Genomic DNA, 23,606 nt, shown 5'->3' with positions numbered 1-23,606 from the left:
TGTTATATATAATAATATATTATTACTTTTAGTTATTGATTATGGTTTAACGTTATTTTATCTCGCAAACCCAATCGGCAATGATATCCACTGTGTTCATTCCATAAAACAACAGGATATTTCGCCGATGTTGAATCCTCCTACCTTGCATAGCACCCAGCCAGATACCCCGCGACTCGCCCTGTTCATTATTCATCCGCACCCGTCACAGGGGGCTGCGGCGTGTCACCCACATTTACCTTTAACTTTGGCGCGTTGCTGCCCCTAACGGAGGTCACTATGGTGCAATTTAGACGGCAAGATAATGCTCATTGGTATCATGAAACTCAGCGCAGTGGTCGGGCTCTTACAGCACAAATTGCCGATGAAAATGACACGGCGAATAGCGGTAACATCAGCAATCCCTATCATGGCGAAAACCTCATTGAACAAGGTGTCTTCCTGCTTGGCTTAGCCAATGATATTCCCACCCCTTTAGGCGATATCTTACAACATCATGCCGCGATTTTATCTGCCTCAGATGCCATGTATCAGGCGCTTTTCCCTCCAATTGTTGAGTTAGACCACGAAAATACATTTTCTCTGTATGACCGGTTAAGTAGCGCCTTGACTGTCGCGCAGGTTACCGGGGTGCAACGATTATGCAGTCACTATGCCGCCCGCCTCACCCCCCTTTCCAGCCCGGATGCCTCGCGGGAAAGTAATATACGGCTCACACAAATCACCCAATATGCACGCCAACTCGCCAGCCAGCCGACCTTGATTGATCGACATGCGCTACAGCAATTGGCTGAGGTGGGACTGACGAATGCAGACATTATTGTTTTATCGCAGATAATCGGCTTTATCGGCTTCCAAGCCAGAGTGGTCGCCGGCTTTTCTGCTCAAGCGGGTTATCCGACCGTCATGCTGCCCGGCTTCCCACGAATGGAAGATGCCGCATCAATCCTGTTACCCGAAAATCAGCCACAATGGCAAGGTTGGCTGCCCTCACTGGCGGAAAATGAATTTATTGCAACAGAAGCGTCGCCGGTGAATATTGAGGTCACACTCAATACGTTACTCGCGTACCATCAAGAGAGCTTGTCAGCCTATAACGCGATTACCGCGCAGTTAGATAACCCAGCGCGAGTTCCCTTTTCACCGACCAGCGAATCTGACTGGCAGGAATTAGTCTCGCTGGTCAGTGCCCGAATCAACGGCAGCCTCTATTGCCAAACCCGGCATCAGCATAATTTGCAACAACTGCCCGGAAATAACTCATTATTAACCGCGCTACAGATGGGGATTAATTCGGCTTTGATTGACAGTGCATTAGCCGCCCAGCCCAATAAACAAATGACTCATCAGCTTATCTCTGTTACGGCCGAGCTGACCCGCGCCCCGGAGCGCTTTAGCCACCAGCATATTAGCCCGTTGCTGGCCTTGGGTCTCAGTGATAAACAGCTACTCAGTATTATTTTTTGTATTGCCTCGGCGGGCTGGGCCAACCGCCTACGCCATACACTGGGGCAAACTGTTTGACTCAAGCCCCGTTGCTACCATTATTCTCGGTGGATAATGAGCCATTCTTGGGCAACATCAAAGAAGTGCTGGGCCAGCGGTGTCACCCGCCCTGGCTCAGCTACCACCACCGCAGCATGGCGGTTCATCTTAGGAATATCCACCGACCTGCGCTGTAACGCTGGGGACATTTCTTCCAGCAAACTGCCTTGCGGGAATAAACCACAGCCCAAGCCGACAAAAATCCCTTGTAGCAATTGGAAGATAGAGGTGCTTTCCAGCCGAATATGTAATGACAGCTCTGCATCGCGAAAATTATTATCCAGATAGCGGCGGAAATAGCGGCTCGGCTCCGCCAAACAAAGTGGCAATGCGGCTACCTGGGAAAGTGTTAGCGGCTCAGTGCCAATCAATTCAGGGAAATGTTCCGGGTGGAATAGCAACTCAACCCCACCATCAATGAGCGGTTGAGCTTGAAAATGCAGTTCATTCAAAGTGCTCAGTTCGAAAAAACCGATTCCCACATCAACCGAGTGCCCCGTCAGGGCTTCCAGCAGTTGATCAGCACTTAACACTGAGACCCGATAGTCCAGATGGGGGTAGCGCTCACTGGCACTTTTCAGCAATTGCGCCAATGAAATGCTGCATTGCGGCACTATACCAATCCGTAGCGTGCCATTCAGACCGTGCTTAAGTGATTCCACCTCCAGCTTTAATCCTTGATAGACAGAGACAATTTCTCTCGCCCAGGCTAAAACTCGCTCACCTTCAGCAGTAAATCCTTCAAAATTATTGCCACGGTTTATCAGTGGCACACCCAGCTCCCGCTCCAGATTTTTCAAGCGCATTGACAAAGTTGGCTGGCTGACAAAGCTGGCTTCTGCTGCACGACCAAAGTGCCGTTCGCGCTCCAAATTACACAGATAGATAAGCTGTTTGATATCCATACAAAATCTCAGATTTTCATGATTCGATGCAGTATACCATCGTGCTTCCATCCGGTGTTTTGCCGCACTGCCGTTTTTTAGACCAAAAATTTACATAACTCTGGGATCCAGCACTCAGTTTGCTGCTCGACTCAAGAACTTGCCTGATTAACATTTAACCTAATTTTGGATAATTTCAGACTTTTCATTATAAGCACAATATTGATTTGGCTATTCACATACATTTAACGATATGAACCATGAAGTGGGTAAATAGCAGAATATATGCCTGAATAAAATCAGTTCAGCTTTTAATCAAAACAAAAAATCGCCAAAGAGCTAAAACATAAACGTTAATTCTGCATAACATTTGCAACATAGCTGCATCGCGCTGACTGGGATAAATGTAACAGAACATTGCAAAACCCTTGTCTCGTTGACAAAGATAGTGAACATTAACCGCCGCTAAACATCTTATAACAACGCAAAAGGATGCCATCTCGCGCATTCACTTTTGTCTTTTCTGTCATTTATATCTATGTCAGGTAGTGAAAACAGGGGTTTCCGTGTCAACAGCAAACAACCATCAACAACCAAAAGATAGCCAACAGCCACCAAACGGCAGTCAACCCGAAATCAGTTTGAATGCTTTCAAGCAACCGAAAGCGTTTTATCTGATCTTCTCTATAGAACTTTGGGAACGTTTTGGTTATTACGGCCTGCAAGGGATCATGGCCGTTTATCTGGTAAAAATGCTCGGGATGAGCGAAGCCGATTCGATAACCTTATTCTCCTCTTTCAGCGCCCTGGTCTATGGCTTCGTTGCCATTGGTGGTTGGTTAGGGGATAAAGTTCTCGGTGCGAAACGCGTTATCGTGCTGGGTGCGCTGGTGCTGGCGGTGGGGTATTCCATGATAGCCTACTCCGGCCATGATATTTTCTGGGTCTATCTGGGCATGGCAACCATTGCTGTTGGTAATGGTTTATTCAAAGCCAACCCATCCTCCTTGCTGTCAACCTGCTATAACAAAGACGACCCGCGTTTGGACGGTGCATTCACCATGTACTATATGTCCATTAACATAGGTTCGTTCTTCTCTATGATGGCAACCCCATGGTTGGCAGTGAAATATGGCTGGAGCGTCGCATTTTCACTGAGTGTTATTGGGATGCTAATCACTCTGGTGAACTTCTGGTTCTGCCGTAAATGGGTGAAAAATCAAGGTTCTAAACCTGACTTCGCGCCGTTGCAATTTAAAAAGCTGCTGATGGTACTGGTCGGCGTGGTAGCGCTGATTGCGCTGTCCAGTTGGCTGCTGCATAACCAAATAGTTGCCCGCTGGGCGCTGGCGCTGGTGTCTCTCGGCATCATCTGTATTTTTGCCAAAGAGACATTTTCACTGCACGGCATCGCGCGCCGTAGAATGATTGTGGCATTCCTGTTGATGCTGGAAGCGGTGGTGTTCTTTGTGTTGTACAGCCAAATGCCAACATCACTGAATTTCTTCGCCATTCATAACGTTGAACACTCCATCTTGGGGATTAACTTCGAGCCGGAACAATTTCAAGCTTTGAACCCATTCTGGATTATGGTTGCCAGCCCAATACTGGCCGCAATCTATAACAAAATGGGCGATAGCCTGCCCATGCCGCACAAATTTGCCTTCGGCATGGTGCTCTGCTCCGCCGCCTTCCTGGTACTGCCATGGGGCGCAAGCTTAGCTAACGAACACGGTATTGTCTCTGTCAATTGGTTAATCCTCAGCTATGCATTGCAAAGTATTGGTGAACTGATGATTTCTGGCCTGGGTCTGGCAATGGTGGCGCAATTAGTGCCGCAGCGCCTTATGGGCTTCATCATGGGGTCATGGTTCCTGACCACCGCGGCTGCCGCGATGATCGCCGGTAAAGTTGCCGCATTGACCGCTGTGCCAAGTGATATCACTGACGCCCATGCATCACTGGCCATCTATAGCCATGTGTTTATGCAGATTGGTATTGTAACTGCTATCATCGCGGTTCTGATGATGCTGACTGCACCAAAATTATATCGCATGACATTAGCACCGAGTGACAGCAACAAAGCACCGTCCGCCACAGCCGTTTAATCTGCTGGTTGGTTAAAAGCGCTCCTTCGGGAGCGTTTTTTTGTTTAACATCCGCGGGCGGTCAGTTATTTGACCATACCGCCAACTGATAGCCGTCTGGATCGGTAAAGTGGAAACGCCGCCCACCGGGGAAAGCAAATACCGGAATAACAATCTTGGCACCCGCCTGTTCCAGACGTTTTTGCGTCTGTGCTAAATCATCAGCATAGAGAATGACAAGTGGCCCACCATTGGGCTTAACCTCGCCCAAAGTAAAACCCCCGGTCAATCGACCATCAGTAAATTCACAATAGCTCGGCCCGTAATCCGTAAACCGCCACTGAAAAACCGCCCCGTAGAAGTCTTTCGAACGGGCAATATCACTGACAGCAAACTCTATATTATCGATTCGATTATCATTTCCCTGAATACTCATAGCGGCTCCGGTAATTAACGCATTAATTAATGTCACGGTTTAATCTTAAACATTTACTCAATTGATATCTCCATTATCACCACAGCCAATGTGAATAACGCCCCTCTTTTGTACAAAAAATAAACTACACTTTAAAGTGTTCGAGGTGCATTAACCCCGAGAAGCTTACTGTAGTCGGTGATAATGAGGTGATTTATGATCAACCATGTTTGGGGACTTATGACCCATCCCGGTCAGGAATTACAGCAAATCAAACGTGAGGGCGAAAGCGTACGCCACATGTATGCTCATCACATTCTCCTGATGGCGGCTATCCCGGTGATTTGCGCATTTATCGGCACCACGCAAGTCGGTTGGAGCTTTGGTGACGGCCAGAGCATAAAACTAACCCCGCTAACCGCGCTCTATTCTGCTGTGATTTTCTATGTGCTGATTCTGGCCGCCGTGGCACTGATGGGCCGGGTCATTTACTGGATGGCCCGCCGTTATGAAAGCCGACCGAGTTGGCAAAATTGTACTCTGTTCGCTGGATATGCCGCCACACCGATGTTTTTGGCGGGTGTAGTTGCCCTCTACCCAATCATCTGGTTGTGCTTATTGGTCGGGGTGATTGCACTTTGTTATGCCGGTTATCTGATGTATCTGGGGATCCCCACTTTCCTGAACATTGACCGGCAAGAAGGTTTTATTTTCTCCGGCTCGACCTTTGCCATCGGGGTGCTGGTGTTAGAGTTACTTCTGGGCCTCACTGTCTTATTGTGGGGTTATGGTTCGCGCCTGCTGTAATCATTGATAGCGGCAATAACTGATGACAGTAACAACTGAATTCTGTGACACTGTCACTGGTGGCAACGCGTCGCTCTCCAGGCAATGTCTCAGTGAACAGCCCTTAAATGGTTTTTTTTAAAGTCGTTAACAGGCTTTTATGGTGATTAATGTCGCCTGGATCGCAATCTCTTACATCCCCGCACAGAATAAGGTTGTACACTGTGTGTGACTGATGCAAACAAGGCAAAAAAAATGAAAAAGCTGACATTAAAAGAAATGACCGAAAGTGAGCAACGCGATGTCAAAACGCAACTCGATAAAGCCAGGATAAATTTAGGAAGGGCACTAACCAATTCAGAACAAAATAAAGTCAAAGACGAAGCAATAGAAAAAATCATGAACGCCCGAGAACAAATCGCCAAGTTAACCCGCGTAGAAAGAAAAACCAAAAAAACAGCACCAAGCACAACCACCTTTAGCTGGTCAGCCTCTATCAGCACACGTCCACCACGGTAACAACTCGTCCACTGACAGAAAATAACTGTCATGGATGGCCTACAGTGGCGGAAATTCACTGCTGTAGGTCAATTTCTTACTTCCCGCATAATTATATTACATTGTACTAGCTGCATTTTTTACCTCCCTGCCTTAGGATTAATAGAAGCTTTTATCTTTCAGTTCGCTATTAAGGAGTCTGTGATGAAATTGTTCTATAAACCCGGTGCCTGTTCTTTGTCCCCCCATATTGTATTACGTGAAGCGGGGCTAGATTTCAGTATTGAAAGCGTCGATCTGGCGACTAAAAAAACTGAAACGGGTGAAGACTATTTGCGCATCAATCCAAAAGGACAAGTTCCTGCTCTGTTACTGGATGACGGAAGCCTACTCACCGAAGGTGTGGCTATCGTGCAATATCTGGCAGACATCGTGCCCGATCGTCAGCTAATTGCACCATCAGGCACCCTTTCTCGCTATCACGCCATTGAGTGGTTAAATTTCGTGGCGACTGAATTACATAAAGGCTTCAGCCCACTGTTTAACCCGAAAACACCCGATGAATATAAAGCGATTGCTCGTGAGCGGCTGGATAAACAATTCAGCTACGTCGATAGCGAATTAGCAAAACATGATTATCTGTTAGGCTCAAAATTCAGTGTAGCCGACGCCTATCTATTTACGGTCACCCGTTGGGCGAATGCACTGAAGCTTGATATTAAGCAGCGCAGCCATTTAGACAAATATATGGCGCGGGTAGCTGGCCGCCCGGCAGTAAAAGAAGCCTTGGCAGCAGAAAAGATATAAAGAAATAAGTCATTAGCGGGATTAAAGTGCCCCTGATTAAGGGGCACTTTAGCAACAGATTATAATTTCGTCGCCGTGAATTGGCAGCCAGGATTAACAATCGCATCCTGCGCCGCAACCACCTGAAGTTCATACTCACCCATCTCCTGAGTTTTCAGCATCACTTCATAGACTGCGGCAGTCACATGCTCAAGCGCTTTATCCAATGGTTCGCCTTTGAGCAAATTGACCAGCAATAATCCGCTCGTCAAATCACCCACACCGACTGGCTGGCGTGTACCAAAATCCACCAGCGGGCGGCTAATGTGCCAGGCATCATCAGCGGTCACTAATAACATTTCAAAACAGTCCAGGTTATAGCCGGCGCGGCTCAAATGCTTGACCAAAACAACTTTCGGCCCTTTAACACAAAGGTCACGGGCGACCTTAACAGCTTGTTCGACATTTTCGACTCGCGCACCACTGAGTTGCTCCAGTTCGAGCAGATTAGGCGCAATAATGTCGCTGGCAGGTAATGCCTCTTGGCAGAAAAACTCTGCTACACCCGGTGCGACAATACAGCCTTTTTCAGGATGTCCCATGACCGGGTCACAAAAATACCAGGCATTAGGATTGGCCTGCTTGACGCGCGCAACGGCCGCCAAGATATGGCCGCCTTGTTCCGGTGAACCAATGTAACCACTCAATACGGCATCACAATCTTTCAGCCGATCAATATCGGCAATACCTTGAACAATTTCAGTCAGATGGCTGGCTGGCATGACACATCCCGTCCAGTGACCATATTGAGTATGATTCGAAAACTGGACAGTATTCAGAGGCCAGACATTAACACCCATCCGGCGCATAGGAAACTCAGCCGCACTATTACCCGCATGGCCGAAAACAACATGAGACTGAATTGAAAGTATATTTTTCATTGGTACGGCCTAAAGTGAATAAACCATCAGCAAAAAAATAAGGAACACACTTGCCCCTTATTTTCTTTTACTCTTACAGCCAGCTAATCAGGCAATAATGTTTTTTGCCACGGCGCAATAAGGTATAGCGCCCAAATAGACGATCGCTATCCGTGAACGTGTATTCCGGATCGGATTGTTTCTCACCATTGATAGCCACGGCATTAGAGTTAATCATGGCGCGCGCTTGACCGCGGGACGGAACCAACTCCGCATTGACCAACGCTTGCTGCAAATCAGCATCACGGGTCAGTTCAATGGTCGGCATGCCATCTTGCGCCAACTGAGCAAAGTCAGCTTCTGTCATCTGGTTTAAATCACCGGAGAACAAACTTGCGGTGATACGTTTAGCCGCCGCCAGCCCCTCTTCGCCATGCACCATGCCCGTGACATTTTCTGCCAACACATACTGAGCGCGCGGGGCTTTGCCGCTATTTTTATCTTCTTCTTCCAACGCATTAATCTCTTCCAAACTCATGAAAGTAAAGAACTTCAGGAAGCGATAAACGTCAGCATCTGCGGTATTGATCCAGAACTGGTAGAATTTGTAAGGGCTGGTTTTCTGCGGATCAAGCCATACCGCGCCACCTTCAGTTTTACCGAATTTGGTGCCATCTGCTTTGGTGATCAATGGGACGGTCAGACCATAAACCTGCTGCTGGTGAAGGCGGCGAGTCAAATCGATACCCGAGGTAATGTTACCCCATTGGTCAGAACCCCCAATTTGCAGCGCCACACCGTGCGCTTTATTCAGGCAAGCAAAATCATAAGCTTGCAGCAAATTGTAGGAAAACTCAGTAAATGAAATACCGCTGTCGTCACGATTCAAGCGCTGTTTAACGGCTTCTTTATTAATCATCTGATTAACAGAGAAGTGTTTACCGATATCACGCAGGAAAGTCAGCACATTCATGCCACCAAACCAATCATAGTTGTTGGCGGCAATAGCGCTGTTTTCACCACATTCAAAATCCAGGAATGGTGACACTTGCCGGCGAATTTTCTCCACCCACTCATTCACCGTATCTTCAGTATTCAGTTTACGTTCGCTGGCTTTGAAGCTTGGGTCACCAATCATACCGGTGGCACCACCGACTAAAGCGACCGGGCGATGCCCCGCCAGTTGGAAGCGCTTTAAGCATAACAACGGAACCAGATGACCCAAATGCAAGCTGTCTGCGGTCGGATCAAACCCGCAATACAGTGAAATTGGCCCTTGCGCCAGTCTCTCTGCTAACGCGTCTTCATCCGTAACCTGGGCAACGAGGCCCCGCTCTTGCAATTGTTTAATCAGGTTGCTGCTGGTCATCAACGACTCCATTGTTTTTCACAAAAATTGTTTTTACAAAAATTTGTCTTTTACGAAGGGTGCTAAAGGAAAGGCATAGAATAAAGCGCCCGCCGCACGAGCGCCAGAATTTCATCATTCTCAGGGCGCTAAACGGTCAATTTCCCATGCATTTGCATCCCGTTGATAGATAAAACGGTCATGCAACCGGTGTTCGCCGCCTTGCCAGAATTCGACTGAGTCGAATTTAACGCGGAACCCGCCCCAAAAACTGGGCAGCGGCACATCACCTTGCTGGAATTTTTGCTTTAGCTCGAAAAATTTACTTTCCAGCACCCCTCGGGCAGAAATTCGTGAAGATTGCTGGGATACCCAAGCGCCAATCTGGCTGTCTTTCGGACGGGAACTGAAGTATTTCAACACTTCGAGGGTGGAAAGGCGCTCTGCTTTACCAAGGAAAATGACTTGTCGGTCGAGCATATGCCAGGGGAATAATAAACTGATATGCGGATTTTCAGCTAATTGCTGCGCTTTGCGACTGCCTAAGTTGGTATAAAACACCAAACCCTGATCGTCATAATGCTTCAACAGCACAATCCGCTGATAAGGCTGACCATTCGCATCGACGGTGGCCACGCACATGGCCGTCGGGTCAGGCAAGCGTGCATCACAGGCCTGTTTGAGCCAGCGCTCAAACAACTCCAATGGATTTTCGGTTAAATCGCTACGGCGTAGACCACCGCGAATATATTCACGGCGCGAGTCTGCCACATCAAATTCATTCTTGTCAGTCATGTAAGCTCGATCATGCACAGGAAAGCAGTGATTATTATTCTGCCCTTGCAGCAGCAGAATCACAATCACCTTGAGCCAGCAACAGCCTGATTACTTGATCAAAGTATTTATTTTATCAATACGCAGTCATTGATAATGACTTTTTCGTCACGCTCAACAAAAGCCGTATTCCCTTTCGACCAGAAAGTATAGTGACCATCACTGTATTTGGCACCAGACGCCGCGCGCACTTGTGGCAAGGTCAGTTGTTCACCATCTAAAACAAAGCTGACTTTATCTTGTTTATTGTCTTGCAACACTTTCAGCTTGGTGGTGCCACATTGATAATGCAAGGTTTCGCTCTTCGTGGGTTCTACCAAACTGCACCCCGCCAGCATCAATACGGCCACAGCGCCGAAGATGGTTGTCGTGCCCATTAAATATTTCATTTTGCCGTCCTTATTGCGTGAATAAACCAGCGTAACCTAGGGCAGCTTAACACTGTCATCGTAAGGATACAGGATAGACAGCTCCTAAAATGGTCTCACAACTGGCGCCGGTCACCGAGGGCAAATTGCCCGATTTACCGGATAAAGTTCGGAATGCCAGCCAGGCGAAGGCCAATGCTTCCATATCATCGCCACTGACGCCAAAATCATCGGTGACACACACTTCAGTACCCGGCAGCAAGGTTGACATCCGCGACATGACTAATGGGTTGCGCGCCCCGCCCCCGCAGACCAATAACCGCTCACAGCCTCCGGCTAACTGCACTTGCTCAGCAATAGACAGTGCGGTTAGCTCCGCTAATGTCGCCTGAATATCCTCAGGTTTTATGCCCGGAATTTTAGTCAATTGCTCATCCAACCATCCTGCATTGAAATATTCGCGCCCGGTGCTTTTCGGCGCGGGTTTGGCAAAGTAGGGATCACTGAACATTAGTTTCAGGAGTGGCTGATTAACCCGCCCTGACTGGGCCCAAGCGGCGTCTTTGTCATAAGGTAAGGAGCGATTGCGCCAAATCCAGCTATCCATCAGCATATTCCCAGGCCCGGTATCAAAACCGCGCACCGGCGAATCAGGTAATAGCAGAGATAAATTCGCAATGCCGCCAATGTTCAACACCATCCGCCGCTCAGTGGAATGGGCTAACAATGCATGGTGGAAGGCCGGAACCAGAGGTGCGCCCTGCCCGCCATAGGCCATATCCCGGCGACGAAAGTCCCCGACAGTGGCAATTTTTGTCATGGCAGCAATACGGTTGTTATCACCTAATTGCAGGGTAAAGGCCGGCTCTCCCAGCGGCTCATGCCATACTGTTTGCCCGTGACAGCCAATGGCGGTGATATCTTGCCCCGTCAACCCCTCTTTGGCCAATAGCGCCAACACGGCTTCGGCAAATAACATCCCCAATTGGGCATCGAGCTTACCCACTGCGGATAGTGTGGTCGACTGCCCCTGGCACATGCCAAGAATGTCGTTCTTCAGCTGTAGCGGCATCGGGTGGCAATAACTGGCCTGCTGAGCCACCATGCGCTCATCAATGGCGGCCAGCACGACGTCAACACCATCCAGACTGGTTCCTGACATAACTCCAATAAAACGGCCTGATTTCATAGCAATGACCTTATTTCCCATTGAGGGACAAAATAGCAACAAGACTTTGCGCCGGCTAAGTCAGAATAATAAAATTAACACCATGAAAAGATATACTTTTTTAAGTGTATACCGCCATAGGGGCATGTCTAAAGAAGGTTTTTTATTTGCAGGAAGAGTCACATAAAAGTTATTGATGCTGACATTTTCGTTTACAGCATGATATTTCTGACTTTAAGAAAGTTAAACCGCCGTTTAATATTGGTTGAGCTATCACCCGCTAAGCTGCGGATCCATTAATGTGGTCGAAAACTTAAACGACCATCAAAAATAAGTTAAGTAGTGAAATAAATACTGGGGTAAGCCATACTTTATGCAAATACTAGGCCGTCAATAGGCTGGATTTGGATATACCAGACATACTGAACCCTAATACGGTTATGCATTTTAATAGGAGTTTTTATGATCAAGCCATTAATCGCCATCGCTATTGCTGCGGTAACTCTAACCGGTTGTGCCAACAACAGCACCTTGTCTGGTGACGTTTTTAGTGCATCACAAGCCAAACAAGTACAGACGGTGACTTACGGCACATTGCTTTCCGTTCGTCCGGTCACCATCCAAGGCGGCGATGACAACAATGTTATGGGCGCTATCGGTGGTGCTGTTCTGGGTGGTTTCCTGGGGAATACTGTGGGTGGCGGTACCGGACGTAGCCTGGCGACCGCAGCGGGCGCAGTGGCCGGTGGTATGGCAGGACAAGGTGTTCAGGGTGCAATGAACCGTACTGACGGCGTGCAACTTGAAGTGCGTAAAGATGATGGCACAACCATTCTGGTGGTTCAGAAACAAGGCCCAACCCGCTTTAGCGTTGGCCAGCGCGTTATGCTCGCCAGCAGTGGTAGCACCGTCACTGTTAGCCCGCGTTAATTAATACCGCATGCGACAATACATCAGTAACAGTGCATTAATAACAGCACACGCGTGATGTCATCGATAAAAGCCAGAGATCATAACGATCTCTGGCTTATTTTTACGGCTAAAAATTTTCTTTCTGCTGTGAATAGAGTCGTAACGCTTTATTTTACTTACTTTGTAATTGAATAATGTTTCTCTCGAGCTTATCAATCAAGCCAGATAATACTTCAACTTCATCTGCTGAGATCCCCCCAAGAATTTCTTTGCGGGTGGAACGTATGACTCCATCAACCTGCTCTATTATCGGTGAAGACTGTTCCGTCAGTTTTATCCTCTTTGCACGCCGATCATTTGCACAAGTATGGCGTGTAATTAGACCTTTCTCCTCCAGTTGATCTAAGGTTCTAACTAATGATGGTTGTTCGATACCAATCGCTTTTGCCAGTTGAATCTGTGATTGCTCAGGTGGTAAACGATTAATGTTATGCAAGGTAACCCAATGCGTTTGGGTCAGTTCCAACGGTTTTAACCGATGGTCGATCAGTGCGCGCCAAACGCGAACTAATCGTGCTAAATCAGATCCTAATGTCGATTCCAATTGCCCCTCCTTTTATTTAGCGTGCTAGCATAACTACCAGAGTCCAGTCTATTTTGAGTAATTAACATTAAAAACACAAATGTATATATACCGTCGATGCTAGGACAATAGCAATAAATACGGAAAATCCTTTAAAAATATTTATGAATTTACTTAAATTACCACTTAAGGATTAACCTTATGTATGTATCAATATTATCCGCAAAGGCACCCTTATCAGATTTGGTATTAGGTGCGTCTATCTATTTCCCACCAATATTCAAGGCAGTTATACTCGGTTTGGTGCTATGGCTATTGATCCATCATGTGCTGCGGAATTGGATCTACTCTGGTGATATCTGGCATCCAATATTAATGGATCTATCCATTTTTGTCATTGCGGTCAGCGTTTCTTTATGGATATTAGCCAGTTGGTAAATTGATATGAATCATCCGTCACTTAAATATTTCTCTTCAGTCATCGTGTTCGCCCTCGCACTCTGTGCCGGTTGGTGGATGTGGAATTATTATATGCAATCACCCTGGACTCGCGATGGTAAAGTCCGGGCAGAATTAGTCAGTATCACACCAGAAGTCTCTGGTCGATTGGTTAAAATATTAGTTCATGATAACCAGTTGGTAAGCTCGGGTAGCTTATTATTTGTGATTGACCCACAACCCTACCAATTGGCTCTGGATAATGCTCAAGCGGCCGTAGTGCGTGCTCAGGCTGAATTAGCTAAAGCCAATCATGAGGCCGAACGTCGCCGAAACTTACCCAAAAACATCATTTCAGGTGAAGATCTTGATATCGCCAACCTAACAGCGGACAGCATGAAAGCGGCCTATCAAGGCGCGTTGGCAAGCCTCGAGCAAGCGAAGTGGAACCTTAGCAAAACTAACATTTATGCCCCAACCAACGGGTACATCACCAACTTGCAAACCCGCGTAGGTGACTATGCCACTACCGGTACGCCATTAGTCGCGCTAATCGATACTGATTCATTCTATGTGATGGGCTATTTCGAAGAAACTAAGCTCAGACACATTAGAGAAGGTAATAAAGCTAATATTGTTTTGTATAATGGAAACATTCCTTTACAGGGAGTGGTGGAAAGTATTGGGCGCGCCATTTATGACCAAAGTGTCGATACTGGCGGTAATTTATTAGTGGATGTGAAACCGAATGTGCCCTGGGTGCGTCTGGCACAGCGAGTTCCGGTGAGGATTAAATTGTTGGATGTCCCGGCTGATGTCACATTGATTGCTGGCACCACCTGCACCATTTCGCTGGTGGATTAAACCATGCGCCTCACTCTCCCCTCATGGCAACAAACGCCTTGGGGCAAGGCTAATGCGGGTCAGTGGCGTTACGCACTGCGTAATTCGCTGGCTATGTGTTTATCCCTATGGATTGCGTTTACGCTGAATTTAGATGAGCCATACTGGGCGATGACCTCCGCAGCGGTGGTCAGTTTCCCGACCATCGGGGGCGTCATCAGCAAGAGTATCGGGCGAGTTATTGGCAGCCTGATTGGTGCTGCGGCATCATTGATAATTGCCGGCCATTGCCTAAATGACCCCTGGCTGTTTACTTTTGTCATTGCCACTTGGATTGGCCTGTGCACATTTGTCTCAAATCACTATCAAAATAACGTTTCCTATGCTTTTGCTTTAGCCGGCTACACCACCGCGATCATCGCTTTCTCTACCGTCAATACCACTGACACACAACAAATCTTTGATATCGCCCAGGCCCGAGTCTGTGAGGTGATTACCGGCATTCTCTGCGGCGGTCTGATGATGATGCTGCTCCCCAGCACTTCAGACGGCGAAGCACTGCTGACATCATTGCGCCGTATGCAATCGCGCTTGCTGGAACACGCAGAATTATTGTGGCAAACCGAACAAACGCCACAAATTCGCACTTCACATGAGGGAGTCATTGGGCAGATCCTCACCATGAATCTGCTGCGTATTCAGGCTTTTTGGAGCCATTACCGCTTACGGCGGCAAAATAATGTATTGAATTTTATTCTGCATCGCCAGCTACGCATCACCAGCGTGATTACCAGTTTGCGCCGCATGCTAGTTAACTGGCCATCGCCGCCAGAGAATCTGCCAGCCGTGCTCGCGCAATTGCTAGCGGCCTTGCAGCAACCGGGCTGTGATAAATACCAGATAGCCAAGATCCTGCAACAAATTGCTCCTCATGATGAGTTTGATTATCGCCATCGGGCTTTTTGGTTAAGATTGCGGCATTTTTGTTGGCTTTATTTGCAGGTGAATCGCTGGCTGGCGCAACTGGATAAAGAACCTGAAATCGGCATGGTGTTACCGCCGCCAGTGACCTCATTGGCGCGCCATACTGATACTTATGAGGCCGCTTATAATGGTCTGAGAACCTTTGTTTGCATTGTTATCGGCTGTGCATTCTGGATACATACTCAGTGGAGCTCAGGCAGTGCCGCGCTGGCATTGGCGGCGGTGAGTTGCGTGCTCTACTCCGCCACTCCCTCACCGACAGAAAGTATTGCCACGCTACTGAAAGCCATTGTTTTGCTCTCTATTAGCTGCTTTATTCTGAAATTTGGCGTAATGATACAAATTGATGATTTTTGGCAATTTGCCGTGCTGCTATTTCCGATTTTAATCACCATGCAAATGATGAAGCTTCAGCATCCGCCTTATGCCGCTCTGTGGGGGCAATTGATTGTTTTTATGGGGTCATTCTTGAGTGTGACCAACCCACCCAGCTATGATTATCAAGAATTTCTGAATGATAACATTGGGAAATTAGTTGGCGTTATGCTGGCGGGAGTGGCATTTCAGCTACTGCGCCCTAGCTCCGATAAACGCAAAAGTCGGCGAATTATTCGTATGTTACGGCGTGATTTTATCGACCAGCTCAGCAGCCATCCGCAACAAAGCCAGAGTCAGTTTGAATCACTGATATATCACCGCATTAATCAACTCAATCTCAGCAAAGATCAACCGGCGCGCTTGTGGCTGCTCCGCTGGGGCATGGTGCTGCTCAATTGCAGCCATGTGGTGTGGCAGTTGCGTGATTGGCAAACCACTTCAGCCCCTTTATCCGCGGTGCGGGATGTGTGTATTCACTGTCTGAAAGGCTGCATGACCGAAAAAGGTGTTCAGCCCAGTTCACTGCAAGCCACGTTGCAGGAATTACAGCGCATGAGTGCAATTCTAGGACAATATCCGGATGCCTCTGGCCGAGAGTTGGCCGGGCTTATCTGGCGATTGTATTGCTCGCTGACTCAACTTCAGTTGGCAGTGCCGGGTGAGGAAAATAGTGCTGGCGAGGAAAATAGTGCTGATGAGAAAGATAAAGTTGCGCCAGCCTGAAGCTCGCTGGCGCAGAGAACTCACTTAAGGCACGTCATAGCCCAGCGCAGCACGGCGAATACGGAACCATTGCTGGCGTGTCATTGTGAGAGAGAGTGACGCCCATGCGGATTTAACCCGCGCTATCTTACCAGAACCAATAATTGGTAATGGCGCCGAAGGCAAACGTAGCACCCAGGCATAAACCACTTGTTCAATACTTTCAGCGCCGATTTCGTCCGCTACTGTCTGTAATTCATTACGCAATGTTTGGAACTCAGGGTCACTAAACAGGCGGCCACCGCCCAAACAAGACCATGCCATGGGCTTAATACGCAACTGTTGGCAAGCATCAAGTGTCCCATCCACAATCGCGGGCTGATGCAGCGGTGAAATCTCTACCTGATTCGTGACCAATGAGAATGGCAGCCGTGATTGCAGTAAACTGAATTGCGCAGGCGAAAAGTTTGAAACGCCAAAATGTTTTACTTTGCCGCTTTGGTGTAACTGAGTGAATGCCTCAGCCACTTCGTCTGCATCCATCAATGGATCTGGGCGATGAATTAGCAACAAATCAAGGTAGTCTGTATGCAGATGCGTCAAAGATTGTTCTGCACTTTCAATGATATGAGAGCGGTCAGTAATATAATGTCCCAAGGCATGCTCTGGCTTAGCTGTGGTGGCAATGCCACATTTACTGACTAACTCCAGTTGGCTGCGTAGGGAGGGTTTAAGACGTAATGCTTGCCCGAATGCCTGTTCGCATTGATAACCGCCGTAAATATCAGCATGATCCGCAGTTGTGATACCCAACTCAATATGTTGCTCGATAAAAGTCAACAATTGCGCCGGAGTCATGTCCCATTCCATCAGCCGCCAATAACCGCAAATCATGCGAGAAAATTCAGGCCCGATCGGAGCCAGTTGACTACGTGTATCCATTATTAGCTACCTCATTTATTTATCTGCCCATAAGCATACACAACCCGCAGAAAGGTTAAATCCTCCCAGGGCAATGAATTGGGGCTGATCAACGAAACCGCCATAATCGCTAAACACTAAGGCAAAATAATGACGCATCAGAATAATGAAGGTTGTTCTGGTAAGGGATCATCCTGTTGTTTGTTAGCCCGCTGCAAACGCAACAGCCGTTGACGACACAACCGCAGGACATCTCGCTTTTGCGGGTCACTCATTTTTATCCAATGAAAGCGCTCATCCCGGCTACGCATACACCCACGACAAAAGCCACGGTCATCTGTTTGGCAGATACCGCGGCACGGGCTGGGGATGTCAAAAAACTCAAGTTGCTGAGCCAAATCGCCTCCTGCTGCTGACATACCTGAAGAACTTGAGGTTGCAGCTAACACCCCTGCGGCCCCAAGTACAAGAGGTATACTTTAATTGAAGACTGCTTCACGGCGGGTGACAAGTCTTATTATTCATCATTCCTCACAAGGCACCCTGATGACTAAGGTTATCTTAAGTTTTATTCAGTAGCATTCTGTCAATTAGTAAACTGTAGGGTCTTATTTTCACAATGAATGCTCGATATAAGTTACAGTGTAACGATTTGGTTTTTATTTTAGCCAATGCTCTGTTTTTTACTCTCTTCCAGAATGCGCTGTTTATTGATAAAGCCTGGTCGCTCATTCACTTTGACAGCAGTGACAGTTATTTCTTTGCCGCCACTATACCGGTGGTCATTTTCTGCGCTCTTAATATTATTTTCAGCCTGTTGGCCGTACCCGTGTTACGCAAGCCCATTATTATTCTGTTTCTGCTCGGAGGGGCCGTCAGCAACTATTTTATGTTCAGTTATGGTGCCGTTATCGACGCCAATATGCTGCAAAATGCTTTTGAAACCAATGCGCAAGAAGCTACCGCCCTTTTCACACCGCGCATGGCTTTGTGGCTGCTAATGTTAGGTATCTTCCCCGCCACTCTTGTCTGCTTGGTGCGCATCAACGCAACGCGCCCTTGGTGGTATATGCTGGGGCTGCGAGCTGCCAATATCCTGCTATCAACCGTCATTATCATGCTTGTCGCAACACTGTTTTATAAAGATTACGCCTCGCTTATCCGTAATAATAAAAGCATCGTTAAGATGCTCACACCGAGTAATTTTGTCAGCGGCAGTGTCCAGTTCGCCAAACATAAGTATTTCGCCAGTAATATGGCGCTAGTGACAATAGGCGAAGATGCCCATAAAGGCCCTTTAATTAGCGGGCAACAAAAGAAAACCTTGGTCATTTTAGTGGTGGGTGAAACTGCCAGAGCAGAGAGTTTTTCCTTGGGCGGCTATGGCCGAGAAACTAATCCACGCTTGCAAAAACAAGGTGTTATCTATTTCAAAAACGCATCGTCATGCGGGACTGAAACTGCGGTTTCGGTACCCTGCATGTTCTCCAATATGTCACGTAAAAATTATGATGCCACACTGGCCAGCCACCAGCAGGGCTTGATGGATATTCTGGCTCGCGCCGGGTTAAATTTGTTGTGGCGCGAAAATGACGGCGGCTGTAAAGGTGCTTGCGACCGCATTCCCCATCAAGACGTCACCCAGTTACAACTCACTACCGATTGTGAGAATGGTGTCTGTTTGGATAACGCATTGCTCTACAAGTTAGATAATTATATCAATGGAATACAAGACGATAGCGTGATTGTACTGCACCAAATGGGCAGTCATGGCCCAGCCTATTACCGCCGCTCAACACCCGAGATCCGTCAGTTTTCGCCAACCTGTGATAGCAACCAAATTCAGGATTGTACCTCCCAGGAGTTGGTGAATACCTACGACAATTCCATTCTTTATACTGATGCGATGCTAGACAGTACGGTTAAATTGCTGCAACAACATCATGATAAATTTAATACCGCGCTGGTCTATCTCTCTGACCACGGCGAGTCATTGGGTGAGAATGGCCTGTATTTACACGGAACGCCCTATATGTTCGCCCCCAGCCAGCAAACACACATACCTTTATTGATGTGGTTATCTCCTGAATATACAAAAAACTATGGCATTAATCGCCAGTGTTTATCAGATAGCGCCCAACACGATGAAGTTTCACAAGACAATCTCTTCCACACCCTCCTGGGGATGATGAATATTCAAACTACTGAATATCAGCCTGGAATGGATTTACTACAGAAATGCCGGAGCCAGGTTAGCCAACCCATTGAGCCAAAAAATAGCCGATAGATAACTATCTTGATGCCAGCGCCCCCGCCGTTGGCATTTTTCTCTTGACCTAGACCGATCGGTCTATTAGGCTTTTAACCATGAACAAAATACAGCATACACATGTGGACACCCGTGAACATCTGTTAGCCATCGGTGAGAGCCTCAGCCTGCGCCTCGGCTTTAATGGTATGGGTCTCAGTCAGTTACTTACCACTGCGGGTATCCCGAAAGGGTCGTTTTATCACTACTTCCGCTCAAAGGAAGTGTTTGGTGAGGCGATGCTACAGCGCTATTTTGATCGCTATGATGCTGAAATGGAAAACCTATTGACGGGTTCACAAGGTGATAAACGCCACCATTTACTGCACTATTTTGCTCAAGCGATTGCTAACTATTGTGGCAGTGAATGCCACAATGCTTGTCTGGCGGTTAAACTATCAGCCGAAGTGAGTGATTTATCCGAACCTATGCGCCACGCGCTAGATATCGGTACTGCTCGCGTGATTGGTCGTTTGCAAGATGCCATCGAAGCCGGTATTGAAGAAGGCTCTTTGCGTATCATGCTGTCCCCTGCTGCGACCGCAGAAACGCTCTATGCCTTATGGCTCGGCGCGTCACTGCGAGCCAAGGTGAAACGCTCCGTTACGCCGCTGACCTGTGCGCTAGAAAGTATCGAACTGATTTTACAACCAGCCCAATAATCCAATGATCCTGAGTTTACTATTTTTTATTTTCAGGATTTATCCAGTCACTAGTCGACTGGTCTATTAATATAGGATGCACCATGAAGACTGCTAAACTGTTCTCCCCTTTGAAAGTTGGCGCGCTCACTTTGCCGAACCGTGTATTTATGGCCCCGCTGACGCGCTTGCGCAGTATTGAGCCAGGTGATATTCCAACACCATTGATGGCTGAGTATTATCGTCAACGCGCCAGTGCGGGTTTGATTATCACTGAAGCAACACAGATTTCTTTCCAGGCGAAAGGTTATGCCGGGGCTCCGGGGTTACACACGCAAGAACAGTTAAACGCATGGAAAAAAATCACCCAAGCCGTTCATGATGACGGCGGACATATTGCCGTACAGTTATGGCATGTCGGTCGTATTTCGCACAGCAGTTTACAGCCGGGCCAACAAGCCCCTGTTGCGCCCTCAGCAATTGCTGCAGACACTCGCACGACGATCCGTGATGAATCCGGGGCTTGGGTTCGTGTTCCCTGCTCTACCCCGCGCGCGTTGGAAACGGAAGAGATTCCAGGCATCATTAATGATTTCCGCCAGGCGACAGCCAATGCTCGTGAAGCTGGGTTTGACTATATCGAATTGCATGCGGCACACGGCTATTTATTGCATCAATTTATGTCTCCGGCATCAAACCAGCGTACCGACCAATACGGTGGTAGCATTGAAAACCGTACTCGCCTGACGTTGGAAGTGGTTGATGCCACTGCGGCTGAATGGGGTGCTGAACATATTGGTATCCGTATTTCACCGCTGGGGCCGTTCAATGGTCTGGATAATGGTGAAGATCAGGAAGAAGCGGCGCTGTATCTGGTTGAAGAATTAAACAAACGCAATATCGCGTTTCTGCACATTTCTGAGCCAGATTGGGCGGGTGGCAAGCCTTATTCGGATGCATTCCGCGATGCTGTGCGCGCCCGCTTCAAAGGTGTGATTGTCGGTGCCGGTGCTTATACTGCAGAAAAAGCTGAAAACCTGATTGAGAAAGGATTTATTGATGCCGTCGCCTTTGGCCGCAGCTATATTTCCAACCCGGATCTGGTTGAGCGGTTGCAACAAAATGCGCCACTGAATGAACCTGACGGCGAAACTTTCTACGGCGGCGGTGCTAAGGGCTATACCGACTACCCGACCTTGTAATCTATCAATCTATTGGTTTCATAACGGTCAGGCTATGCCTGGCCGTTCTTATTTGCACCACATAAACTGACCGTCATAGGGTAGTGAGTGCAATGATATTACTATATGATTATAAATTAGCTTTGATTTGCAATGAATTTTCAATTTTAAATTATTGATAATAAAGAGGTATTATGAAGCGCTTACTCCATACCATGATCCGCGTTGGTGACTTACAGCGTTCCATCGATTTCTACACCAAGGTATTAGGAATGTGTTTGCTGCGTACTAGCGAAAATACCGAGTATAAATACTCACTGGCATTCGTCGGCTATAGCGATGAGAGTGAAGGCTCAGTCATTGAGCTGACTTATAACTGGGGTGTAGATAGCTACGAAATGGGGACTGCATTTGGTCACCTGGCACTGGGTGTGGATGATGTTGCCGCCACCTGCGACCAAATTCGTCATGCTGGGGGCAAAGTGACCCGCGAAGCTGGCCCGGTAAAAGGCGGTAATACAATTATTGCTTTTGTCGAAGATCCCGACGGTTACAAAATCGAGTTAATCGAGAATAAGAGCGCTGGACACGGCCTCGGAAACTGATTAACCAGAGGGCACCAACAAGGTGCCTTTTTTCTCATCGCGATATCCCCCTGCATCCCACGCCAAAATTTGACATAATGCGTGCTGAATTCGTTGAAGATAAGAAACTGATGGCAGATAAAAGTGACCTTAACGCCCTGAGTGGCCGTTTTCGTGGGTATTACCCCGTAGTAATTGATGTGGAAACCGCCGGTTTTAATGCTCAAACCGACGCATTACTCGAAATTGCCGCCGTAACCTTGCAAATGAACAAGGATGGCTGGCTGTTGCCTGATGAAACGCTCCATTTTCATGTAGAGCCGTTCGAGGGTGCCAATTTGCAACCGGAAGCGCTGGCATTTAATGGGATAGACCCCACCAATCCATTACGGGGTGCGGTCAGTGAACATGATGCTTTACACGCCATTTTCAAAGCCGTTCGTAAGGGATTGAAAGATAAAGGCTGCAACCGCGCCATTATCGTTGCGCATAATGCCCACTTTGATCACAGCTTTGTGATGGCGGCGGCTGAACGCGCTAGCTTGAAGCGCAACCCGTTCCACCCCTTTGCCACCTTCGATACCGCAGCGCTCAGTGGGTTGGTTCTGGGGCAAACCGTATTGGCAAAAGCTTGCCTGACGGCAGGTATTCCGTTTGATAGCAGCCAGGCACACTCTGCTTTGTACGATACAATGCAAACGGCAAAATTATTCTGTGAGTTAGTCAATCGTTGGAAGAAACTCGGTGGCTGGCCGGTACCTGCGGGCGAATCCGAGCAATAGGGTTCCAGCAAAAAATAGAAATTGACCCATTAAAAAAGGTGGCCAGCAAGCCACCTTTTGTTTTTTATACTGACCTGCCAGCATATTACTCTGCTGCGGGTTTTTCTTCTTCAGTACGGTATTTATCTGCCGTTTCTTTCAGCAGTTGTTGCAGTTCGCCACGCTGATACATTTCCATCAGGATGTCACAACCGCCGACCAATTCGCCGTCAACCCAGAGTTGTGGGAAGGTTGGCCAGTTAGCATATTTTGGCAACTCAGCACGGATGTCAGGATTTTGCAAAATATCAACATAAGCAAAACGTTCGCCACACGCGGATAGCGCCTGTACCGCCTGAGCCGAGAAACCGCAGTTTGGCAGCTTAGGCGAGCCTTTCATATAAAGCAGGATTGGGTTTTCTGCTATCTGGCGCTGAATTTTATCAATCGTCGTCATTTCTTGCTTCCTCAAGCCATTTCGTGGCTACAATACTTAGAACCTAACCATTAGGGCTATTTTATTATTGCGTCCTGTCTATTGTAGCGACTGTCACTACTGGAATAAAACGCCATCTTTTGCAGGGGCTTTACTCTGTCAGCAAATGGTTATATTGTCAGCTACAAATATGTGCATTCAGAATAACATTTTTGATCCCATGACTTCATTATTATCTTCATCGTGGGATACCAGAAGTACCGGGCAGCTAACCCGTTGACATATGGTTAATTTA

25 protein-coding genes are annotated in these 23,606 nt (G+C 47.6%); 14 read left to right on the top strand and 11 right to left on the bottom strand.

Annotated elements, in window-relative coordinates; all coding sequences use genetic code 11:
* Positions 1 to 279: 279 nt before the first annotated feature.
* Positions 280 to 1,524, top strand: coding sequence for a CMD domain-containing protein (locus OVO64_RS03230; protein WP_145509548.1), 1,245 nt, complete (start codon positions 280 to 282; stop codon positions 1,522 to 1,524).
* Positions 1,525 to 1,544: 20 nt separating this feature from the next.
* Here the strand turns inward: OVO64_RS03230 and OVO64_RS03225 are convergent, their stop codons facing one another.
* Positions 1,545 to 2,450, bottom strand: coding sequence for a LysR family transcriptional regulator (locus OVO64_RS03225; RefSeq protein ID WP_038632691.1), 906 nt, complete (start codon positions 2,448 to 2,450; stop codon positions 1,545 to 1,547).
* Between the two features lie 545 nt (positions 2,451 to 2,995).
* On the opposite strand from OVO64_RS03225, the gene dtpA reads away from it, so the two are divergent.
* Positions 2,996 to 4,537: a dipeptide/tripeptide permease DtpA gene (dtpA, locus tag OVO64_RS03220; protein WP_038632689.1), complete on the top strand. Its 1,542-nt coding sequence runs from the start codon at positions 2,996 to 2,998 to the stop codon at positions 4,535 to 4,537.
* Between the two features lie 61 nt (positions 4,538 to 4,598).
* On the opposite strand, the gene OVO64_RS03215 is transcribed toward dtpA, so the two are convergent.
* Positions 4,599 to 4,952, bottom strand: coding sequence for a VOC family protein (locus OVO64_RS03215; RefSeq protein WP_050291686.1), 354 nt, complete (start codon positions 4,950 to 4,952; stop codon positions 4,599 to 4,601).
* Between the two features lie 195 nt (positions 4,953 to 5,147).
* On the opposite strand from OVO64_RS03215, the gene OVO64_RS03210 reads away from it, so the two are divergent.
* The 3 genes from OVO64_RS03210 (at position 5,148) to gstA (ending at position 7,022) form a co-directional block, all read left to right on the top strand.
* On the top strand, positions 5,148 to 5,738 hold the full coding sequence (locus OVO64_RS03210) for a Yip1 family protein (RefSeq protein WP_072082674.1): 591 nt from the start codon (positions 5,148 to 5,150) through the stop codon (positions 5,736 to 5,738).
* A gap of 234 nt (positions 5,739 to 5,972) precedes the next feature.
* Positions 5,973 to 6,236, top strand: a complete 264-nt coding sequence (locus OVO64_RS03205) for a DUF3811 domain-containing protein (protein ID WP_004706625.1) — start codon at positions 5,973 to 5,975, stop codon at positions 6,234 to 6,236.
* A gap of 183 nt (positions 6,237 to 6,419) precedes the next feature.
* A complete protein-coding gene (gene gstA / locus OVO64_RS03200) occupies positions 6,420 to 7,022 on the top strand; it encodes a glutathione transferase GstA (RefSeq protein ID WP_038632685.1) in 603 nt (200 codons plus the stop codon).
* A 59-nt stretch (positions 7,023 to 7,081) separates the two neighbouring features.
* Here the strand turns inward: gstA and pdxY are convergent, their stop codons facing one another.
* The 5 genes from pdxY to anmK all read right to left on the bottom strand — a co-directional run bounded on the left by pdxY (position 7,082) and on the right by anmK (position 11,660).
* On the bottom strand, positions 7,082 to 7,942 hold the full coding sequence (gene pdxY, locus OVO64_RS03195) for a pyridoxal kinase PdxY (RefSeq protein WP_038632683.1): 861 nt from the start codon (positions 7,940 to 7,942) through the stop codon (positions 7,082 to 7,084).
* 73 nt (positions 7,943 to 8,015) lie between these two features.
* Positions 8,016 to 9,290 carry a tyrosine--tRNA ligase gene (gene tyrS / locus OVO64_RS03190; protein WP_050291684.1) on the bottom strand — a complete coding sequence of 425 codons (1,275 nt, stop codon included), beginning with the start codon at positions 9,288 to 9,290 and terminating at the stop codon, positions 8,016 to 8,018.
* 120 nt (positions 9,291 to 9,410) lie between these two features.
* The gene (pdxH, locus tag OVO64_RS03185; RefSeq protein WP_050291723.1) at positions 9,411 to 10,064 is read right to left on the bottom strand and encodes a pyridoxamine 5'-phosphate oxidase; all 654 of its coding nucleotides are present in this window, start codon (positions 10,062 to 10,064) and stop codon (positions 9,411 to 9,413) included.
* Between the two features lie 107 nt (positions 10,065 to 10,171).
* Positions 10,172 to 10,492, bottom strand: a complete 321-nt coding sequence (locus OVO64_RS03180; protein ID WP_038632679.1) for an MliC family protein — start codon at positions 10,490 to 10,492, stop codon at positions 10,172 to 10,174.
* Between the two features lie 55 nt (positions 10,493 to 10,547).
* Positions 10,548 to 11,660, bottom strand: a complete 1,113-nt coding sequence (anmK, locus tag OVO64_RS03175) for an anhydro-N-acetylmuramic acid kinase (protein ID WP_120011273.1) — start codon at positions 11,658 to 11,660, stop codon at positions 10,548 to 10,550.
* A 441-nt stretch (positions 11,661 to 12,101) separates the two neighbouring features.
* Between anmK and OVO64_RS03170 the strand changes: the two genes are divergently transcribed.
* Positions 12,102 to 12,569, top strand: coding sequence for a glycine zipper 2TM domain-containing protein (locus OVO64_RS03170; RefSeq protein WP_038632675.1), 468 nt, complete (start codon positions 12,102 to 12,104; stop codon positions 12,567 to 12,569).
* A 154-nt stretch (positions 12,570 to 12,723) separates the two neighbouring features.
* Here the strand turns inward: OVO64_RS03170 and rovA are convergent, their stop codons facing one another.
* Positions 12,724 to 13,155, bottom strand: a complete 432-nt coding sequence (gene rovA / locus OVO64_RS03165; RefSeq protein WP_038632673.1) for a virulence master transcriptional regulator RovA — start codon at positions 13,153 to 13,155, stop codon at positions 12,724 to 12,726.
* 180 nt (positions 13,156 to 13,335) lie between these two features.
* On the opposite strand from rovA, the gene OVO64_RS03160 reads away from it, so the two are divergent.
* Genes OVO64_RS03160 through OVO64_RS03150 form a run of 3 tightly spaced genes read left to right on the top strand, consistent with a single transcriptional unit; the run spans position 13,336 to position 16,500 of the window.
* Positions 13,336 to 13,572, top strand: a complete 237-nt coding sequence (locus OVO64_RS03160; RefSeq protein ID WP_032819688.1) for a DUF1656 domain-containing protein — start codon at positions 13,336 to 13,338, stop codon at positions 13,570 to 13,572.
* Between the two features lie 6 nt (positions 13,573 to 13,578).
* A complete protein-coding gene (locus tag OVO64_RS03155) occupies positions 13,579 to 14,436 on the top strand; it encodes an HlyD family secretion protein (protein ID WP_038632670.1) in 858 nt (285 codons plus the stop codon).
* A 3-nt stretch (positions 14,437 to 14,439) separates the two neighbouring features.
* Entirely contained in the window at positions 14,440 to 16,500 is a 2,061-nt protein-coding gene (locus OVO64_RS03150) for an FUSC family protein (RefSeq protein ID WP_267248616.1), read from the top strand.
* A gap of 24 nt (positions 16,501 to 16,524) precedes the next feature.
* Here OVO64_RS03150 and OVO64_RS03145 read toward each other — a convergent pair whose 3' ends face one another.
* Positions 16,525 to 17,421 carry an aldo/keto reductase gene (locus OVO64_RS03145; protein WP_038632665.1) on the bottom strand — a complete coding sequence of 299 codons (897 nt, stop codon included), beginning with the start codon at positions 17,419 to 17,421 and terminating at the stop codon, positions 16,525 to 16,527.
* Positions 17,422 to 17,558: 137 nt separating this feature from the next.
* Positions 17,559 to 17,798, bottom strand: a complete 240-nt coding sequence (locus OVO64_RS03140; protein ID WP_038639486.1) for a DUF1289 domain-containing protein — start codon at positions 17,796 to 17,798, stop codon at positions 17,559 to 17,561.
* A 221-nt stretch (positions 17,799 to 18,019) separates the two neighbouring features.
* On the opposite strand from OVO64_RS03140, the gene eptA reads away from it, so the two are divergent.
* The 5 genes from eptA to rnt all read left to right on the top strand — a co-directional run bounded on the left by eptA (position 18,020) and on the right by rnt (position 22,896).
* Positions 18,020 to 19,687, top strand: a complete 1,668-nt coding sequence (gene eptA, locus OVO64_RS03135; protein ID WP_267248615.1) for a phosphoethanolamine transferase EptA — start codon at positions 18,020 to 18,022, stop codon at positions 19,685 to 19,687.
* Positions 19,688 to 19,767: 80 nt separating this feature from the next.
* Positions 19,768 to 20,370 carry a TetR/AcrR family transcriptional regulator gene (locus OVO64_RS03130; protein WP_267248614.1) on the top strand — a complete coding sequence of 201 codons (603 nt, stop codon included), beginning with the start codon at positions 19,768 to 19,770 and terminating at the stop codon, positions 20,368 to 20,370.
* Positions 20,371 to 20,453: 83 nt separating this feature from the next.
* A complete protein-coding gene (locus tag OVO64_RS03125; protein ID WP_145540595.1) occupies positions 20,454 to 21,551 on the top strand; it encodes an alkene reductase in 1,098 nt (365 codons plus the stop codon).
* A gap of 173 nt (positions 21,552 to 21,724) precedes the next feature.
* Positions 21,725 to 22,135, top strand: coding sequence for a lactoylglutathione lyase (gloA, locus tag OVO64_RS03120; protein ID WP_072089097.1), 411 nt, complete (start codon positions 21,725 to 21,727; stop codon positions 22,133 to 22,135).
* Between the two features lie 110 nt (positions 22,136 to 22,245).
* A complete protein-coding gene (gene rnt, locus OVO64_RS03115; protein WP_072089114.1) occupies positions 22,246 to 22,896 on the top strand; it encodes a ribonuclease T in 651 nt (216 codons plus the stop codon).
* 85 nt (positions 22,897 to 22,981) lie between these two features.
* On the opposite strand, the gene OVO64_RS03110 is transcribed toward rnt, so the two are convergent.
* Complete coding sequence (locus OVO64_RS03110; RefSeq protein ID WP_004390185.1) at positions 22,982 to 23,332, bottom strand: Grx4 family monothiol glutaredoxin; 351 nt, start codon at positions 23,330 to 23,332, stop codon at positions 22,982 to 22,984.
* Positions 23,333 to 23,606 lie beyond the last annotated feature (274 nt).

Source organism: Yersinia sp. Marseille-Q5920 (assembly GCF_946902935.1).
Classification (GTDB): Bacteria; Pseudomonadota; Gammaproteobacteria; order Enterobacterales; family Enterobacteriaceae; genus Yersinia; species Yersinia rochesterensis.
The sequence above is the reverse complement of the archived record's forward strand: the minus strand, read 5'-3'. Positions and strand labels throughout refer to the sequence as shown.

Bases quoted from the DNA above. Each gene is read 5' to 3' on its own strand.
- OVO64_RS03210 (WP_072082674.1), top strand. From the start codon at position 5,148: ATGATCAACCATGTTTGGGGACTTATGACCCATCCCGGTCAGGAATTA.
- pdxH (WP_050291723.1), bottom strand. From the start codon at position 10,064: ATGACTGACAAGAATGAATTTGATGTGGCAGACTCGCGCCGTGAATAT.
- OVO64_RS03170 (WP_038632675.1), top strand. From the start codon at position 12,102: ATGATCAAGCCATTAATCGCCATCGCTATTGCTGCGGTAACTCTAACC.
- OVO64_RS03155 (WP_038632670.1), top strand. From the start codon at position 13,579: ATGAATCATCCGTCACTTAAATATTTCTCTTCAGTCATCGTGTTCGCC.
- rnt (WP_072089114.1), top strand. From the start codon at position 22,246: ATGGCAGATAAAAGTGACCTTAACGCCCTGAGTGGCCGTTTTCGTGGG.
- OVO64_RS03160 (WP_032819688.1), top strand. From the start codon at position 13,336: ATGTATGTATCAATATTATCCGCAAAGGCACCCTTATCAGATTTGGTA.
- gloA (WP_072089097.1), top strand. From the start codon at position 21,725: ATGAAGCGCTTACTCCATACCATGATCCGCGTTGGTGACTTACAGCGT.
- OVO64_RS03180 (WP_038632679.1), bottom strand. From the start codon at position 10,492: ATGAAATATTTAATGGGCACGACAACCATCTTCGGCGCTGTGGCCGTA.
- OVO64_RS03150 (WP_267248616.1), top strand. From the start codon at position 14,440: ATGCGCCTCACTCTCCCCTCATGGCAACAAACGCCTTGGGGCAAGGCT.
- OVO64_RS03205 (WP_004706625.1), top strand. From the start codon at position 5,973: ATGAAAAAGCTGACATTAAAAGAAATGACCGAAAGTGAGCAACGCGAT.
- OVO64_RS03145 (WP_038632665.1), bottom strand. From the start codon at position 17,421: ATGGATACACGTAGTCAACTGGCTCCGATCGGGCCTGAATTTTCTCGC.
- OVO64_RS03125 (WP_145540595.1), top strand. From the start codon at position 20,454: ATGAAGACTGCTAAACTGTTCTCCCCTTTGAAAGTTGGCGCGCTCACT.
- OVO64_RS03130 (WP_267248614.1), top strand. From the start codon at position 19,768: ATGAACAAAATACAGCATACACATGTGGACACCCGTGAACATCTGTTA.
- OVO64_RS03110 (WP_004390185.1), bottom strand. From the start codon at position 23,332: ATGACGACGATTGATAAAATTCAGCGCCAGATAGCAGAAAACCCAATC.
- gstA (WP_038632685.1), top strand. From the start codon at position 6,420: ATGAAATTGTTCTATAAACCCGGTGCCTGTTCTTTGTCCCCCCATATT.
- OVO64_RS03230 (WP_145509548.1), top strand. From the start codon at position 280: ATGGTGCAATTTAGACGGCAAGATAATGCTCATTGGTATCATGAAACT.
- OVO64_RS03225 (WP_038632691.1), bottom strand. From the start codon at position 2,450: ATGGATATCAAACAGCTTATCTATCTGTGTAATTTGGAGCGCGAACGG.
- pdxY (WP_038632683.1), bottom strand. From the start codon at position 7,942: ATGAAAAATATACTTTCAATTCAGTCTCATGTTGTTTTCGGCCATGCG.
- OVO64_RS03215 (WP_050291686.1), bottom strand. From the start codon at position 4,952: ATGAGTATTCAGGGAAATGATAATCGAATCGATAATATAGAGTTTGCT.
- anmK (WP_120011273.1), bottom strand. From the start codon at position 11,660: ATGAAATCAGGCCGTTTTATTGGAGTTATGTCAGGAACCAGTCTGGAT.
- tyrS (WP_050291684.1), bottom strand. From the start codon at position 9,290: ATGACCAGCAGCAACCTGATTAAACAATTGCAAGAGCGGGGCCTCGTT.
- eptA (WP_267248615.1), top strand. From the start codon at position 18,020: ATGAATGCTCGATATAAGTTACAGTGTAACGATTTGGTTTTTATTTTA.